The organism is Mycobacterium sp. MAC_080597_8934 (assembly GCF_000523975.1).
Lineage (GTDB): Bacteria > Actinomycetota > Actinomycetes > Mycobacteriales > Mycobacteriaceae > Mycobacterium > Mycobacterium avium.
Genome location: NZ_JAOS01000022.1, coordinates 57,998 through 72,977, shown reverse-complemented (window position 1 = coordinate 72,977; position 14,980 = coordinate 57,998). Strand labels below are relative to the sequence as shown.

The window sequence follows — 14,980 nt, the reverse complement described above, 5'->3', positions numbered from 1 at the left end:
GGTTGCCGGGTTTTGCGTCGGTCGGCTCGGATAGCCTGCCAAGGTGAGCTCGGCAGAGGCTGATTCGGTACCGCCCGAGGTGCGGCGGCAGTGGCAGGAGCTGGCCGAAACGGTCCGCGAACACCAGTTCCGCTACTACATCAAGGACGCGCCGATCATCTCGGACGCCGAGTTCGACGCGCTGTTCAACGAGCTGCTCGCCCTGGAGGAGCGTCACCCCGAGCTGCGGGTGGCCGATTCGCCCACGCAGCTGGTCGGCGGGGCGGGTTTCGCCACCGACTTCGCCGAGGCGGCGCACCTGGAGCGGATGCTGAGCCTCGACGACGTCTTCGACACCGACGAGCTAATCGCCTGGAGCAATCGCGTCGAGAACGAGATCGGCAAGGACCCGCACTACCTGTGCGAGCTCAAGATCGACGGGGTGGCCCTGTCGCTGGTCTACCGCGACGGCCGGCTGGAACGCGCCGCCACCCGGGGCGACGGCCGGGTCGGCGAGGACGTGACGCTCAACGCCCGCACCATCGACGACGTGCCCGAACGCCTCTCGCCCAGCGACGACTTCCCGGTTCCGGCGCTGCTCGAGGTGCGCGGTGAGGTGTTCTTCCTGCTCGCCGACTTCGAGGCGCTCAACGCCAGCCTGGTCGAAGACGGCAAGGCGCCGTTCGCCAATCCGCGCAACAGCGCGGCCGGGTCGCTGCGCCAGAAGAACCCGGCCGTCACCGCGCGGCGCAAGCTGCGGATGATCTGCCACGGCATCGGCCGTACCGAGGGGTTTTCGCCCAAAACCCAGCACGAGGCCTACACCGCGCTGAGCGTGTGGGGGCTGCCGGTGGCCGAACAGACCGCGCGGGTGCGCGGGCTGGCCGCGGTGCAGGAGCGGATCGGCTACTGGGGCGAGCACCGCTACGACCTGCAACACGAGATCGACGGTGTGGTGGTCAAAGTCGACGACGTCGCGTTGCAGCGCCGGCTCGGCGCCACCTCGCGCGCGCCGCGGTGGGCGGTCGCCTACAAGTACCCGCCCCAGGAGGCGCAGACCAAGCTCCTCGACATCCGCGTCAACGTCGGGCGCACCGGGCGCGTCACCCCGTTTGCGTTCATGACCCCGGTCAAGGTGGCCGGGTCGACGGTGGGGCTGGCCACCCTGCACAACGCCGCCGAGGTCAAGCGCAAGGGCGTGCTGATCGGCGACACCGTGATGATCCGCAAGGCCGGGGACGTGATCCCCGAGGTGCTGGGCCCGGTCGTCGACCTGCGCGACGGCACCGAACGCGAATTCGTCATGCCCACAACGTGTCCCGAGTGCGGCACCCCGCTGGCGCCGGCCAAGGAGGGCGACGCCGACATCCGCTGCCCCAACGCCCGGTCCTGCCCGGCGCAGCTGCGAGAGCGGGTGTTTCACGTCGCCGGCCGCGGCGCACTCGACATCGAGGGGCTGGGCTACGAGGCGGCCACCGCGCTGCTCAAGGCCGGGGTGATCGCCGACGAGGGCGACTTGTTCGCGCTCACCGAGGACGACCTGCTGCGCACCGAGCTGTTCCGGACCAAGGCCGGCACGTTGTCCGCGAACGGCACACGGCTGCTGCAGAACCTGCAGAAGGCGAAAAAGGTTGCGCTGTGGCGTGTTTTGGTGGCGTTGTCGATCCGGCACGTGGGGCCGACGGCGGCGCGCGCCCTGGCGACCGAGTTCGGCGATCTGGACTCGATCATGTCGGCGTCCACCGAGCGGCTCGCCGCGGTGGAGGGGGTCGGCCCGACGATCGCGGCGGCGCTCACCGAATGGTTCACCGTCGACTGGCACCGCGCGATCGTGGACAAGTGGCGGGCCGCCGGCGTGCGGATGGCCGACGAGCGCGACGCCAGCGTGCCGCGCACGCTGGAGGGGCTGACGGTGGTGGTCACCGGGTCGCTGGCCGGTTTCTCCCGCGACGACGCCAAGGAGGCGATCCTGGCGCGCGGCGGCAAGGCCGCCCGTTCGGTGTCGAAGAAGACCGACTACGTGGTGGCCGGCGATTCGCCGGGCTCCAAGTACGACAAGGCGGTCGAGCTCGGCGTGCCCATCCTGGACGAGGACGGCTTCCGCAAGCTGCTGGCCGAGGGCCCGCCCGAAACCCCGGCGGACTGAGCCGATGAGCGGCAACTACGGTGACTCCACCCGTAGCCTCAAAGCTGTTGATCCTCAAGCTGTTTCGGGCCAACCGGTGGCGCCGCAGCCGGTGCTGGCCGCCACCTATCACCTCTCCGGCGACGAAACCGCGGGCGTGGACAGCTATGGCCGCAACTCCAATCCGACCTGGCGGCAACTGGAGTCGGCGCTCGCCGAGCTCGAGGGTGCCGGCGGCGCGCTGGTGTTCGGTTCCGGCATGGCGGCCCTCAGCGCCGTGCTGCGCGCGCTCGCCCCGCCCGGGTCGACAATGGTGGTGCCGGCCGACGGCTATTACCAGGTGCGCCGCCACGCCGCCGAAGACCTGGCGCCCGCGGGTGTGACGGTCATCGAGGCGTCGAGTGCGCAGATCTACGACGCCGCCGCGAACGCCGACGTGGTGCTGGCCGAGACGCCGACCAATCCGGCGCTGGACGTGGTCGATCTGCACCGGCTGGCCACCGTCTGTCACGGTCGGGGAGCGCGGCTGGTGGTCGACAACACCGCGGCCACGCCGTTGGGTCAGCAGCCGCTGTCGCTGGGCGCCGACGCAGTGGTGGCCAGCGCCACCAAGGCGTTGTCCGGTCACAGCGACCTGCTGGCCGGCTACGTCGCCACCAGCCGGCCCGAGTTGCTGGCCGCGGTGGAACGCCAACGGCTGCTCGCCGGGGCAATCCTGGGCGGGTTCGAGGCGTGGCTTCTGTTGCGCAGCTTGGGAACCGCCGGACTGCGCTTCGAGCGCCAGTGCCAGAACGCGCGGGCGGTGGCGACGCTGCTGGCCCGCCACCCGGCGGTGCGTGCGGTGCGCTATCCCGGGCTGGCCGAGCACCCGGGGCACGCGGTGGCCAGGGCCCAGATGCGCCGGTTCGGTGGCCTGGTCGCCGTCGAACTGGCCGACGCCGCCGCGGTGCGCGCTCTCCTCGACGGCAGCGAGCTGCTGATCGCCTCCACCAGCTTCGGCGGTTTGCACACCTCGGTGGACCGGCGGGCCCGCTGGGGAGACGCGGTCCCCGACGGGTTCGCGCGCATCTCGTTGGGCATCGAGGACACCGACGACCTGCTCGCCGACATCGAGCGGGCCCTGCTGACCCTGCGCTGACGGACCTTTGCAGCCGTGGCCATCCGGCGAGGTTCGCGGCGCCGAAATTCGTCGGCACCGGCCGAGCACATCTATGGTGGGCGCTATGACCCAGACGGCCGACCGCTGCGAGCAGGCCTCGCCGTGGTCGCCGCGCGAGGCCGAGATCCTGGCGGTGACCCTGCGGTTGCTGCAGGAACACGGCTATGACCAGTTGACGGTGGACGCCGTCGCCGGCGCCGCCCACGCCAGCAAGGCCACCGTGTACCGGCGCTGGCCCTCCAAGGCCGAACTGGTGCTGGCCGCCTTCATCGAGGGCGTGCGCCAGGTGGCCGTCCCGCCGAACACCGGCACGCTGCGCGGCGACCTGCTGGCCCTGGGGGAGACGGTCTGCGAGCAGGTCGGCCACCACGCCAGCACCATCCGCGCGGTGATGTTCGAGGTGTCGCGGCACCCGGCGCTCAACGACGCGCTGCAGCACCAATTCCTGGACCAGCGCCGGGCTTTGATCGAGCACGTGCTGCATCAGGCCGTCGACCGCGGCGAGATCAGCGCCGACGCCATCTCCGACGAACTCTGGGACCTGCTGCCCGGCTACCTGATCTTCCGGTCGATCGTGCCCACCCGGCCGCCCAGCCGCCGCACCGTGCAGGCGCTGGTCGACGGGTTCCTCATCCCCGGCCTGACCGCTCGCTGACCCGGCGCGGCTACGGGGAGAATGCCCAGCGCGTCGCGCCGTGCGGTTCGGTGAGCGCGACCCCGACCGCGGCGCGCAGCACGAATCGGTACAGATGCCACGGCGGCGGCCCGGCGCTCTGGGCGCTGTAGGGGGCGACGACGGCGTCGCCGTCGCGCTCGCAGGGCCAGCCGGCGTCGCGGAACAGCGCGGTGACCGCGTCGAGCTCACCGGCGTCGGTGGTGCGGTGCGCGTCGCCCTGCAGGATCAGGTCGACCCCGGGCAGCCGCACCGACAGGGTGCAGGCCGGATTGCCGGCCAGGTTGCGGGACTTCAGCGCCGCCGGCCCGCTGGTGAAATAGATGTTGCCGGCATGCTCGATCGAGCCGACGCCGGCCGCGTGCGGACTGCCGTCGGGTCGCACCGTGCCGAGGAACTGCGGCGTCTCGGGGGAGGGCAGGGCCCGCATCGCCTCGAGGACCCGGCTCCATGGCAGCTCCGCGTCGCCGTAGATGTTCAGGTCCGTCGCCGAAATCGGGGTGGGCAGCATCAATACTCCTCGCAGTTGGCCGGGCGGATACAGCTATCGACCCGGGGCGGCACCGGAATTCATCGCCCGCCACTGCCCGCCGCGGCCCTCTTGTACAGTACGGTCCCGTACCGTACTGTGATACCTGTCGATCCCGCTGATGACGTTGGCAGCCGCGCTCGCCCTAGGGCGTGAGCCGTCACCCGAATTCGAAAGGCTAACGGGTGAAAGGCTTTTCGATAGCGTCGCTGGTCAAGCGAGGGTGGATGGTGCTGGTCGTCGTCGTGGTGGTCGGCGTCGCCGGGTTCTGCGTTTACCGGCTGCACGGCATCTTCGGCTCGCACAACAACACGTCGGCCGCCGGCGGCATCTCCGACCAGACCGAGCCGTTCAGCCCCAAGCACATCACCCTCGAGGTGTTCGGCAACCCGGGGGCGGTGGCGACCATCAACTACGTGGACATCAATGTCCAGCCGCGGCAGGTGCTCAACGCGGCCCTGCCGTGGTCGTTGACCATGGTGACGACCCAGCCCGGGGCCTTCAGCAACCTGGTGGCGCAGGGCAACAGTGATTCGCTCGGCTGTCGCATCACGGTGGACGGTGACGTCAAGGACGAAAGGATCGTCAACCAGGTGAACGCCTACACCTTCTGTCTGGTGAAGTCCGCATGACCACGGATCAGGCCACCAGATCCGTTGTGGCGCAGACGATTCGTCGTCTCTCGGTACCGATACTGCTGGTGTGGGTGGCGGTGGCCGCCATCTCCAACATCGCCGTGCCGAACCTGGAGGATGTGGCCAAGGCCCACAACGTGTCCCTGAACACCCCGGCCGCGCCGTCGTTTCAGGCGATGCAGCACATCGGCAAGGTGTTCCACGAATACGATTCCGACAGTGCGGCGATGATCGTGTTGGAGGGCGACAAGCCGCTGGGCGACGACGCCCACCGGTTCTACGACGCGTTGGTCGGCAAGCTCGAACACGACACCAAACACGTCGAGCACGTACAGAACTTCTGGGGCGATCCGCTGACCGCGGCGGGCTCGCAAAGCAAGGACGGCAAGGCCGCCTACGTGCAGGTCTATCTCGCCGGCAACCAGGGCGATGCGTTGGCCAATGAGTCCGTCGACGCCATCCGCAATATCGTGGAGCACACGCCGCCGCCACCGGGGGTCAACGCGTACGTGACCGGGGCGGCGCCGCTGGTCACCGATCAGTTCGAGGTGGGCAGCAAGGGCATCTTCAAGGTCACCGTGATCACCGTGCTGGTGATCCTGGCCATGCTGCTATGGGTTTACCGTTCCGTCACAGCGGTTTTCGTGTTGGTCACCGTGATCGTCGAAATGGCCGCCGCCCGGGGCATCGTGGCGTTTCTGGGCAGCGTCGGGTTGATCGGGCTGTCGACGTATGCGACGAACCTGCTCACGCTGCTCGTCATCGCCGCCGGCACCGACTACGCGATCTTCTTCGTCGGCCGTTACCACGAGGCACGCCACGAAGGGCAGGATCGCGAAACCGCCTACTACACCATGTATCGCGGAACCACCCATGTCGTGCTGGGGTCGGGGCTGACGGTGGCGGGTGCGGTGTTGTGTCTGCGCTTCACGCGGCTGAATTACTTTCAGAGCCTGGGGATTCCGGCCGCGATAGGCATCGGGGTCGCCCTGGCGGCCGCGCTCAGCCTGACGCCCGCGGTGATCACGGTGGGCAGCCTGTTCGGGCTGTTCGACCCCAAGCGCCAGATGGCGACGCGGGGGTGGCGGCGCATCGGCACCGCGATCGTGCGCTGGCCGGGCCCGATCCTGGTGGTGGCCACCGGGGTTGCCCTCGTGGGACTGCTCGCCCTGCCCGGCTATCGGACGAACTACGACGCCCGCCCCTACATGCCGGCCAGCGCCCCGGCGAACACCGGCTACACGGCCGCCGAGCGGCACTTCTCGCAGGCCCGGCTCAATCCCGAGCTGTTGATGATCGAGACCGATCACGACATGCGCAATCCGGCCGACATGATCAACTTGGAGCGCGTCGCCAAAGCGATCGCGCACCTTCCCGGCATCGCCCAGGTCCAGTCCATGACCCGGCCCCTGGGTACCCCGATCGAACACACCTCGTTGGCATTCCAGATCAGCGCGGCCAGCATCGGCAGCATCGAAAACCTGCAATACCAGAAGGAGCGCGCCGAGGATCTGCTCAAACAGGCCGACAACCTCAAAGACACGATCGGCATTCTCAACCAGCAGTATGCGCTGCAAAAGCAGCTCGCGGCCTCCACCCACGATGAGACGCAGAGCTTTCACGACACCATCGCCATCATCAACGACCTGCGGGACAAGATCGCGAACTTCGACGATTTCTTCCGGCCGGTGCGCAGCTATTTCTATTGGGAGAAGCACTGTTTCGACATTCCGGCGTGCTTCGCGTTCCGATCCGTCTTCGACGCGCTCGACGGTATCGACGAGCTGAGCGCGCAGTTTGAAAAGCTCACCGCCAGCCTGGACAAGCTGGACGCGGGCCAACAAAAACTGGTGACCCTGTTGCCGCCCCAGATCGCCGATCAGGAGAAGAACCTCGCGCTGACGCTGTCCAACTACGCCACCAACCTCGGGATCAACGCCCAGACCCGGGCGAACACCGACACCGCCACCGCACTGGGCCAGGCGTACGACGCCGCGAAGAACGACGATTCGTTCTATTTGCCGCCGGAGGCCTTCACCAACCCCGAATTCAAACGGGGACTGAAACTGTTCTTCTCGCCGGACGGCAAGGCCGCCCGCATGATCATCTCGCACGAGGGCGATCCGGCCACCCCCGAAGGCATTTCGCACATCGAGCCGATTCGCAACGCCGCCAAACAGGCCGTCAAGAACACGCCGCTGGGGGACTCCAACATCTATCTCGCCGGCACCGCCGCAACGTACAAGGACATCGCCGAGGGCGCCAAATACGACCTGCTGATCGCGGGGATCGCCGCGCTGAGCCTCATCCTGCTGATCATGGTGCTCATCACCCGAAGCCTGGTCGCCGCGATCGTCATCGTCGGCACGGTGGCGCTGTCGTTGGGCGCCTCGTTCGGCCTGTCCGTGCTGGTTTGGCAGGACATCCTCGGCATCAAGCTGTACTGGATCTGCCTGGCGCTGTCCGTCATCATCCTGCTGGCGGTGGGATCCGACTACAACCTGCTGCTGATCTCCCGGTTCAGGGAGGAGATCCACGCCGGCTTGAACACGGGCATCATCCGGTCCATGGCGGGCAGCGGGGCGGTGGTGACCTCCGCCGGGCTGGTGTTCGCCTTCACCATGGCCTCCTTCGTCTCCGCCTCGCTGTTGGTGCTGGGTCAGATCGGGACGACGATCGCGCTGGGGCTGTTGTTCGACACGTTGATCGTGCGGTCGTTCATGACGCCGTCGGTCGCCGCGCTGCTGGGCCGGTGGTTCTGGTGGCCCCAGCGGGTGCGTCCCCGGCCGGCCAGCACGATGCTGCGGCCCTACGGTCCGCGGCCGGCGGTTCGCCAGCTGCTGCTCTGGGAAGACGGCGACCCTGCCGTCGTGCCCGAGACACCGTCAGCAGCAAGGCATTCCCGCGGCTAGTTCTCCGGCGATGCCACACCGCCTTGTCCGACAAAGGAGTGAAGGAACTTGGGCCTGTTTGGTTATCTGGCGGTGCTCGCCGGCGTGACCGAATTGGTGCTCGCCGTCTTCGTCTTCGCCTTCGTGAAGCGGCTGCTGGGGCGCCAGCCCACCCCGATCGGTGAGGAGATCGGCGGCACCAGAAGGGTTTTGGACAAATTGCGCAAAGGCGAACCGATGTCGCAGGAGGAATTCGATTGCGCGGCGCAGACCATCGCCGATCGCAGTTCCCCGCTGGCCTTTTCGATCCCGGCCGCCGTGTTCACCATCGGATGCTTCATCGTGTTCAGCACCCTCGAACTGCACGGGGTCAGATCGTTGCGCATCTACATCGGGTTGTTCCCGATACTGGGAGCCACCAACCTGACCGTTCAGCTACTGCGGGTCGCCGCCCTGAAAAGGCGTCTGCCGAGGGCCAACGTGGTGACGGCGAGTAAAACCTAAGTAGCACAACATCATTCGGGCGTGCGCCGGAATCAGCGCAGCATCGTGGCCACGATCCCGGCCAGATAGCCCAGCCGGGCGACCTCCGACGGCCGGAATTCCGGGCCCGGCCGGCCCAGCACCACCGCGGTGTGCGGGTCACCCAGCGGCGCCGCGACCATCGTCATGTCCATATCGCGCCACGCCTTAGGCACCCAGTCCCCGCTGCTGTCCAGCGTCATCGCCCGCTCCAACGGCAGCCAGGGAGCCGAATCCGCCTTGGTCTCCGGAGCGCCCGAACTGCCGGCCAGGCGGTGCAGCTCGCCACCGGCGCTGCGCAACACCGTGCACCAGCTGACCCGCAGCACCTTGGGCGCCTCGTCGACCAGCACCTGCAGCCTGGCCGTCTTGTCGTCGGCCGCGGCGACGTGGTCGAGCAGTTCCAGCTCGCGGTGGGCCTCCAGCAGACCGGTGTGCGGACGCACACTGTCCACCCGCACCCCCGACAGTGACTCGGCGGCGGTGATCAACGTGTCGGGCATGGCCCCGGCCGGCAGCTCGATCACCAGGTCGTCGATCGCATAACCCGAGCCGCGGTCCACCACGTCCAGCGAGAGGATGTCGGCTCCCACCGAACCGAGCGCCACCGCCAGCGACCCCAGGCTGCCCGGACGGTCGAGGAGCTCGATGCGCAACAGATAGGACGGCACGGCCAACACTGTTGCACAGCCCAGGGTGTTCTGCCCGCCGGGCGTAACCGGGCGTAACGCCAGCGTGGCGGTGGCCGCCGAACGTCACGCCAGCGCGGCGGACGCGGCGGGCTAGGCTTTCCGATCGTGTCCCAGATCTCCCGCGATGAGGTGGCGCACCTGGCCCGGCTGTCCCGGCTGGCGCTGACGGACGCCGAGCTCGACAGCTTCGCCGGCCAGCTCGACGCCATCCTCACCCACGTCAGCCAGGTGCAGGCGGTCGACGTCACCGGCGTCGAACCGACCGACAACCCGCTGAAGGACCTCAACGTCACCCGCCCGGACGAGCCGATGCCCTGCCTGACGCAGGCCGAAGCGCTGGCCGAAGCGCCAGAAGCCGTCGACGGCCGGTTCGCCGTCCCGCAGATCCTGGGGGACGAGTGAACGAGATCATCCGATCGGACGCCGCGACGCTGGCCGCCCGCATCGCCGCCAAGGAGCTGTCCTCGGTCGAGGTCACCCAGGCCTGTTTGGACCAGATCGCGGCGACCGACGAGCGCTACCACGCCTTTTTGCACGTGGCCGCCGACGAGGCGCTGGGCGCGGCCGCGGTCGTCGACGAGGCGGTGGCCGCGGGCGAGCGGCTGCCCTCGCCGCTGGCCGGGGTGCCGCTGGCGCTCAAGGACGTCTTCACCACCATCGACATGCCAACCACCTGCGGGTCCAAGATTCTGCAGGGCTGGCGTTCGCCGTACGACGCCACCGTCACCACCAAGCTGCGGGCCGCCGGCATCCCGATCCTGGGCAAGACCAACATGGACGAGTTCGCGATGGGCTCCTCGACCGAGAACTCGGCCTACGGCCCGACCCGCAATCCGTGGAATGTCGAGCGGGTGCCCGGCGGTTCCGGCGGCGGCAGCGCGGCCGCGCTGGCGGCGTTCCAGGCGCCGCTGGCGATCGGCTCCGACACCGGCGGCTCGATCCGGCAGCCCGCCGCGCTCACCGCGACCGTCGGGGTCAAGCCCACCTACGGCACGGTGTCCCGGTACGGCCTGGTGGCCTGCGCGTCATCGCTGGATCAGGGCGGCCCGTGCGCGCGCACCGTACTCGACACCGCGCTGCTGCACCAGGTGATCGCCGGCCACGACATCCGCGACTCCACCTCCGTCGACGCGCCGGTGCCCGACGTCGTCGGCGCCGCCCGGGCCGGCGCGGCCGGTGACCTCAAGGGTGTTCGGGTCGGGGTGGTCAGGCAGCTGCGCGGCGAGGGATATCAGCCCGGCGTGCTGGCCTCCTTCGAGGCCGCCGTCGAGCAGTTGACCGCGCTGGGCGCCGAGGTCAGCGAGGTCGACTGCCCGCACTTCGAGTACGCGCTGGCCGCCTACTACCTGATTTTGCCCTCGGAGGTGTCCAGCAACCTGGCCCGCTTCGACGCGATGCGCTACGGGCTGCGCATCGGCGACGACGGCAGCCACAGCGCCGAGGAGGTGATGGCGCTGACCCGGGCCGCCGGTTTCGGCCCGGAGGTCAAGCGGCGCATCATGATCGGCACCTACGCGCTGTCGGCCGGCTACTACGACGCCTATTACAACCAGGCCCAGAAAGTGCGCACGCTGATCGCCCGCGACCTCGACGCCGCCTACGAGTCCGTCGACGTGGTGGTCTCGCCGGCCACCCCGACCACCGCGTTCGGGCTGGGCGAGAAGGTCGACGACCCGCTGGCCATGTATCTGTTCGACCTGTGCACCCTGCCGCTGAACCTGGCCGGGCACTGCGGCATGTCGGTGCCATCCGGTCTGTCGCCCGACGACGACCTGCCGGTGGGGTTGCAGATCATGGCGCCCGCGCTGGCCGACGACCGGTTGTACCGGGTCGGCGCCGCCTACGAGGCCGCGCGCGGCCCGCTGCGCAGCGCGATCTAAGCCGCTCGCCATGAAGCCGCCGCCCCAGGCAAGATGAGGTCATGCGGATCGGAGTGCTCACCGGAGGCGGCGACTGCCCCGGGCTCAACGCCGTCATCCGGGCGGTGGTGCGGACCTGCGACTCCCGGTACGGCTCGTCGGTGGTCGGATTCCAGGACGGCTGGCGCGGGTTGCTGGAGAACCGGCGCATCCAGTTGCACAACGACGACCGCAACGACCGGCTGCTGGCCAAGGGCGGGACCATGCTGGGCACCGCCCGCGTGCACCCGGACAAGTTGCGGGCCGGGCTGAACCAGATCAAGCAGACCCTCGACGACAACGGGATCGACGTCCTCATCCCGATCGGCGGCGAAGGGACGCTGACGGCCGCGCACTGGCTCTCCGAGGAGAATGTTCCCGTGGTCGGGGTGCCGAAGACCATCGACAACGACATCGATTGCACCGACGTGACTTTCGGCCACGACACCGCCTTGACCGTCGCCACCGACGCGATCGACCGCCTGCACAGCACGGCCGAATCGCATCAACGGGTGATGCTGGTGGAGGTGATGGGCCGGCACGCCGGCTGGATCGCGCTCAACGCCGGACTGGCCTCCGGCGCGCACATGACCCTGATCCCCGAGCAGCCCTTCGACGTCGAAGAAGTCTGCCGGCTCGTCAAACGTCGCTTCCAGCGCGGGGATTCGCATTTCATCTGCGTCGTCGCCGAGGGTGCCAAACCCATACCCGGTTCGATTTCCTTGCGGGAAGGCGGGATTGACGAATTCGGCCATGAGCGCTTCACCGGGGTGGCCGCGCAGCTGGGTGCCGAGGTGGAGAAGCGGATCAACAAGGAGGTCCGGGTGACGGTGCTGGGCCACGTGCAGCGCGGCGGCACCCCGACCGCCTACGACCGGGTGCTGGCCACCCGATTCGGTGTGAACGCGGCCGACGCCGCGCACGCCGGGGAGTACGGCCAGATGGTGTCGCTGCGCGGGCAGGACATCGGACGGGTGCCGCTGGCCGACGCGGTGCGTCAGCTCAAGCTGGTGCCCGAAAGCCGCTACGACGACGCCGCCGCGTTCTTCGGTTAGGCGGTCGGGCCCGCGGTCCGGGCAAACAATCGGTGGCGACGAGTCAACCGCGGCTTGAATTCGCCGGCGAACGGTCCAGGTTGACGCATTGACCGCCTATTTGTGGTTTCCGGACCCGGTCATAAGGGTTATACCGGGGGTATGCGCAACCGCGGTGCGATTCGCGGAGCCGTTCAGCAGCCCGCTGCATCGGCGGGCCGCCGGGCGCGCCGCGCTCGCTCGGATGGCGCCCCGGCAACGACCCCGCGGCCGCCACCGTCCCGCAACCGCACGGTCCGGCCGGTCGCCGGCCGCCCGCGCCGTCCCAGCGGGTTTCGCCGCCCGCTCGGCCGACGCCGACGCTGGGCGCCACCGCGCTGGACCGCTTCGACCAGCGGGAGGACGAGGCGGCCCGGTTCGACTGGCGGGGCCTGGTGCATCGCCTCACCGGAATCGACCTCGGCCCGGGCAAGGAAGCCACCTACGAAAACGAACTCCGGGCCCGCATTCGGGCGGCCGTCGGCGCCGCCTTTCCCATCGCCGTGCTCAACCTCAAGGGCGGAGTGGGCAAGACGGCGGTGGTGGAGGCGCTCGGTTCCACCTTCGCCGCCGTGCGCGACGACCGGGTGCTCGCCCTGGACATCGACGCCGGCGATCTGGCGGAGCGGCACGGCCGGCACAACCCGCACAGCATGGCCGACCTGCTGCGCGGCGGCCCGGCGACCCGGTACGAGGACATCCGGGCGCTGACCTATATGAACGGCTTCGGGCTGGAAGTGCTCGGGTTGCCGGACTATGCGCGCACCGACTGGCGACTGGAGCGCCAGGACGTCGTCAAGGCGTTTTCGATGCTGCGCAACCACTACTCGGTGGTGTTGGTCGATTGTGTCAAGGCGCTCAATTCCAGTGTGATGGAAGCGGTTCTGCCGGAGTCGCGGGCGCTGGTGGTGGTCACCAGCCCGGCGATCGACGCCATCCGCAAGACCCAGACCACGCTGGAGTGGTTGCGCCACAACGGGTATCAGCGACTGATGCGCTCGACCGTGCTGGCCGTCAACCATGTCGAGCCGGCCAAGGTGGACGCGGTGGCCGTCACCGAACTCGACCGGCTGTCCGCCCGGGTCGGCGCCACCGTGGTGTTGCCGTTCGACCGGCACGTGCACGAGGGCAGAACGATCGCGCTGGACCGGTTGAGCAAGGAAAGCCGGCGCAGCTACCTCGAGATGGCGGCCGCACTGGCCGATATGTTCCCGGGCAGGGGAGAGCAGCGCGGTCGCGGTCCCCACTAGGATCGACGCCATGAGTGTTGCCGCCAACGCCGAGCTTATGGACTACGACGACGTCATCGCGCGTTTCGATCCGGTGCTCGGCCTCGAGGTGCACGTCGAGCTGTCCACGGTGACCAAGATGTTCTGCGGCTGCACCACCGCGTTCGGCGCCGAACCCAATACCCAGGTGTGCCCCGTGTGCCTGGGGCTGCCCGGCTCGCTGCCGGTGCTCAACCAGGCAGCGGTCGAGTCGGCCATCCGGATCGGGCTGGCACTCAATTGCGAGATCGTGCCCTGGTGCCGGTTCGCCCGGAAGAACTACTTCTACCCGGACATGCCGAAGAACTACCAGATTTCGCAGTACGACGAGCCCATCGCCATCAACGGCTACCTGGAGGCGCCGCTGGACGACGGCACCACCTGGCGGGTGGAAATCGAACGCGCGCACATGGAGGAGGACACCGGCAAGCTTACCCACATCGGCAGCGAGACGGGCCGCATTCACGGCGCGACGACGTCGCTGATCGACTACAACCGTGCCGGTGTGCCGTTGATCGAGATCGTCACCAAACCCATCGTCGGCGCGGGAGAGCGCGCACCGCAGATCGCCCGGGCGTATGTGACGGCTTTACGAGACCTGTTGCGCGCCTTGGGTGTATCCGACGTCCGGATGGATCAGGGCTCCATGCGCTGCGACGCCAACGTGTCGCTGAAACCGATCGGCACCGCCGAGTTCGGAACCCGCACAGAAACCAAGAACGTCAACTCGCTCAAGAGCGTCGAGGTGGCGGTGCGTTACGAAATGCAGCGCCAGGCCGCGGTTCTGGCCTCGGGCGGCCGGATCACCCAGGAAACCCGCCACTTTCACGAAGCGGGCTACACCAGCCCCGGGCGTGTCAAGGAGACCGCCGAGGACTACCGCTATTTCCCCGAGCCCGACCTGGAGCCCGTGGCGCCCAGCCGCGAACTGGTGGAGCGGCTGCGGTTGACCATCCCCGAGCTACCGTGGTTGAGCCGCAAGCGGATTCAGCAGGAGTGGGGCGTTTCCGACGAGGTGATGCGCGATCTGGTCAACGCCGGCGCGGTGGACCTGGTCATCGAGACCGTCAAGCACGGCGCACCCAGTGAGCAGGCCCGCGCCTGGTGGGGAAACTTCTTGGTGCAAAAGGCCAATGAGGCCAACATCGGGCTGGACGAACTGAACATCAGCCCCGCCCAGGTGGCCGCGGTGATCGCCCTGGTCGACGAGGGCAAACTCTCGAACAAGCTGGCCCGCCAGGTCGTGGAAGGCGTGCTGGCCGGGGAGGGCGAACCCGACCAGGTGATGAACGCCCGAGGCCTCGAGCTGGTGCGCGACGACTCGGTCACCCAGGCCGCGGTCGACGAGGCGTTGGCCGCCAATCCCGATGTGGCGGAGAAGATCCGCGGCGGCAAGATCGCGGCGGCCGGCGCGATCGTCGGGGCGGTGATGAAGGCCACCCGCGGGCAGGCCGACGCCGCGCGGGTGCGCGAACTGGTGCTGGCCGCCTGCGGCCAAGGCTAGGCTGAGCACCCGCAGCTCGCCGAGCGTGTGGG

At 68.7% G+C, this 14,980-nt stretch carries 13 protein-coding genes; 11 read left to right on the top strand and 2 right to left on the bottom strand.

All coding sequences use genetic code 11. The features are described from left to right. Positions 1-43 precede the first annotated feature (43 nt). The 3 genes from ligA to NF20_RS12030 all read left to right on the top strand — a co-directional run bounded on the left by ligA (position 44) and on the right by NF20_RS12030 (position 3,918). Entirely contained in the window at positions 44-2,125 is a 2,082-nt protein-coding gene (ligA, locus tag NF20_RS12040; RefSeq protein WP_023900029.1) for an NAD-dependent DNA ligase LigA, read from the top strand. A gap of 4 nt (positions 2,126-2,129) precedes the next feature. Further along, a complete protein-coding gene (locus NF20_RS12035; protein WP_033712633.1) occupies positions 2,130-3,242 on the top strand; it encodes a cystathionine gamma-lyase in 1,113 nt (370 codons plus the stop codon). 73 nt (positions 3,243-3,315) lie between these two features. Next, a complete protein-coding gene (locus NF20_RS12030; protein WP_003874988.1) occupies positions 3,316-3,918 on the top strand; it encodes a TetR/AcrR family transcriptional regulator in 603 nt (200 codons plus the stop codon). A gap of 10 nt (positions 3,919-3,928) precedes the next feature. Here the strand turns inward: NF20_RS12030 and NF20_RS12025 are convergent, their stop codons facing one another. After that, entirely contained in the window at positions 3,929-4,447 is a 519-nt protein-coding gene (locus NF20_RS12025; RefSeq protein WP_033712648.1) for a pyridoxamine 5'-phosphate oxidase family protein, read from the bottom strand. 203 nt (positions 4,448-4,650) lie between these two features. On the opposite strand from NF20_RS12025, the gene NF20_RS12020 reads away from it, so the two are divergent. The 3 genes from NF20_RS12020 to NF20_RS12010 are packed head-to-tail and all read left to right on the top strand — an operon-like array spanning position 4,651 to position 8,495. Beyond that, complete coding sequence (locus NF20_RS12020) at positions 4,651-5,097, top strand: MmpS family transport accessory protein (protein WP_011725713.1); 447 nt, start codon at positions 4,651-4,653, stop codon at positions 5,095-5,097. Next, positions 5,094-8,012, top strand: coding sequence for an RND family transporter (locus tag NF20_RS12015; protein ID WP_033712634.1), 2,919 nt, complete (start codon positions 5,094-5,096; stop codon positions 8,010-8,012). Before NF20_RS12020 ends, NF20_RS12015 begins: the two co-directional genes overlap by 4 nt. 48 nt (positions 8,013-8,060) lie before the next feature. Next, positions 8,061-8,495, top strand: a complete 435-nt coding sequence (locus NF20_RS12010; protein ID WP_023896143.1) for a hypothetical protein — start codon at positions 8,061-8,063, stop codon at positions 8,493-8,495. Positions 8,496-8,527: 32 nt separating this feature from the next. Here the strand turns inward: NF20_RS12010 and NF20_RS12005 are convergent, their stop codons facing one another. Further along, positions 8,528-9,184, bottom strand: a complete 657-nt coding sequence (locus NF20_RS12005; RefSeq protein WP_088294940.1) for an amino acid-binding protein — start codon at positions 9,182-9,184, stop codon at positions 8,528-8,530. 126 nt (positions 9,185-9,310) lie between these two features. On the opposite strand from NF20_RS12005, the gene gatC reads away from it, so the two are divergent. The 5 genes from gatC to gatB all read left to right on the top strand — a co-directional run bounded on the left by gatC (position 9,311) and on the right by gatB (position 14,948). Further along, complete coding sequence (gene gatC / locus NF20_RS12000; protein WP_003874995.1) at positions 9,311-9,607, top strand: Asp-tRNA(Asn)/Glu-tRNA(Gln) amidotransferase subunit GatC; 297 nt, start codon at positions 9,311-9,313, stop codon at positions 9,605-9,607. Continuing rightward, entirely contained in the window at positions 9,604-11,085 is a 1,482-nt protein-coding gene (gene gatA / locus NF20_RS11995; RefSeq protein WP_033712638.1) for an Asp-tRNA(Asn)/Glu-tRNA(Gln) amidotransferase subunit GatA, read from the top strand. The genes gatC and gatA overlap by 4 nt, the downstream gene beginning before the upstream one ends. Positions 11,086-11,126: 41 nt before the next feature. Continuing rightward, the gene (locus tag NF20_RS11990; protein WP_003874997.1) at positions 11,127-12,158 is read left to right on the top strand and encodes an ATP-dependent 6-phosphofructokinase; all 1,032 of its coding nucleotides are present in this window, start codon (positions 11,127-11,129) and stop codon (positions 12,156-12,158) included. Between the two features lie 413 nt (positions 12,159-12,571). Beyond that, the gene (locus NF20_RS11985; RefSeq protein WP_255343459.1) at positions 12,572-13,426 is read left to right on the top strand and encodes a MinD/ParA family ATP-binding protein; all 855 of its coding nucleotides are present in this window, start codon (positions 12,572-12,574) and stop codon (positions 13,424-13,426) included. Between the two features lie 10 nt (positions 13,427-13,436). After that, positions 13,437-14,948 carry an Asp-tRNA(Asn)/Glu-tRNA(Gln) amidotransferase subunit GatB gene (gene gatB / locus NF20_RS11980; RefSeq protein ID WP_023865123.1) on the top strand — a complete coding sequence of 504 codons (1,512 nt, stop codon included), beginning with the start codon at positions 13,437-13,439 and terminating at the stop codon, positions 14,946-14,948. The last annotated feature ends 32 nt before the right edge of the window (positions 14,949-14,980 follow it).

Bases quoted from the DNA above. Each gene is read 5' to 3' on its own strand.
- NF20_RS12035 (WP_033712633.1), top strand. From the start codon at position 2,130: ATGAGCGGCAACTACGGTGACTCCACCCGTAGCCTCAAAGCTGTTGAT.
- NF20_RS12030 (WP_003874988.1), top strand. From the start codon at position 3,316: ATGGTGGGCGCTATGACCCAGACGGCCGACCGCTGCGAGCAGGCCTCG.
- NF20_RS12025 (WP_033712648.1), bottom strand. From the start codon at position 4,447: ATGCTGCCCACCCCGATTTCGGCGACGGACCTGAACATCTACGGCGAC.
- NF20_RS12015 (WP_033712634.1), top strand. From the start codon at position 5,094: ATGACCACGGATCAGGCCACCAGATCCGTTGTGGCGCAGACGATTCGT.
- NF20_RS11990 (WP_003874997.1), top strand. From the start codon at position 11,127: ATGCGGATCGGAGTGCTCACCGGAGGCGGCGACTGCCCCGGGCTCAAC.
- gatB (WP_023865123.1), top strand. From the start codon at position 13,437: ATGAGTGTTGCCGCCAACGCCGAGCTTATGGACTACGACGACGTCATC.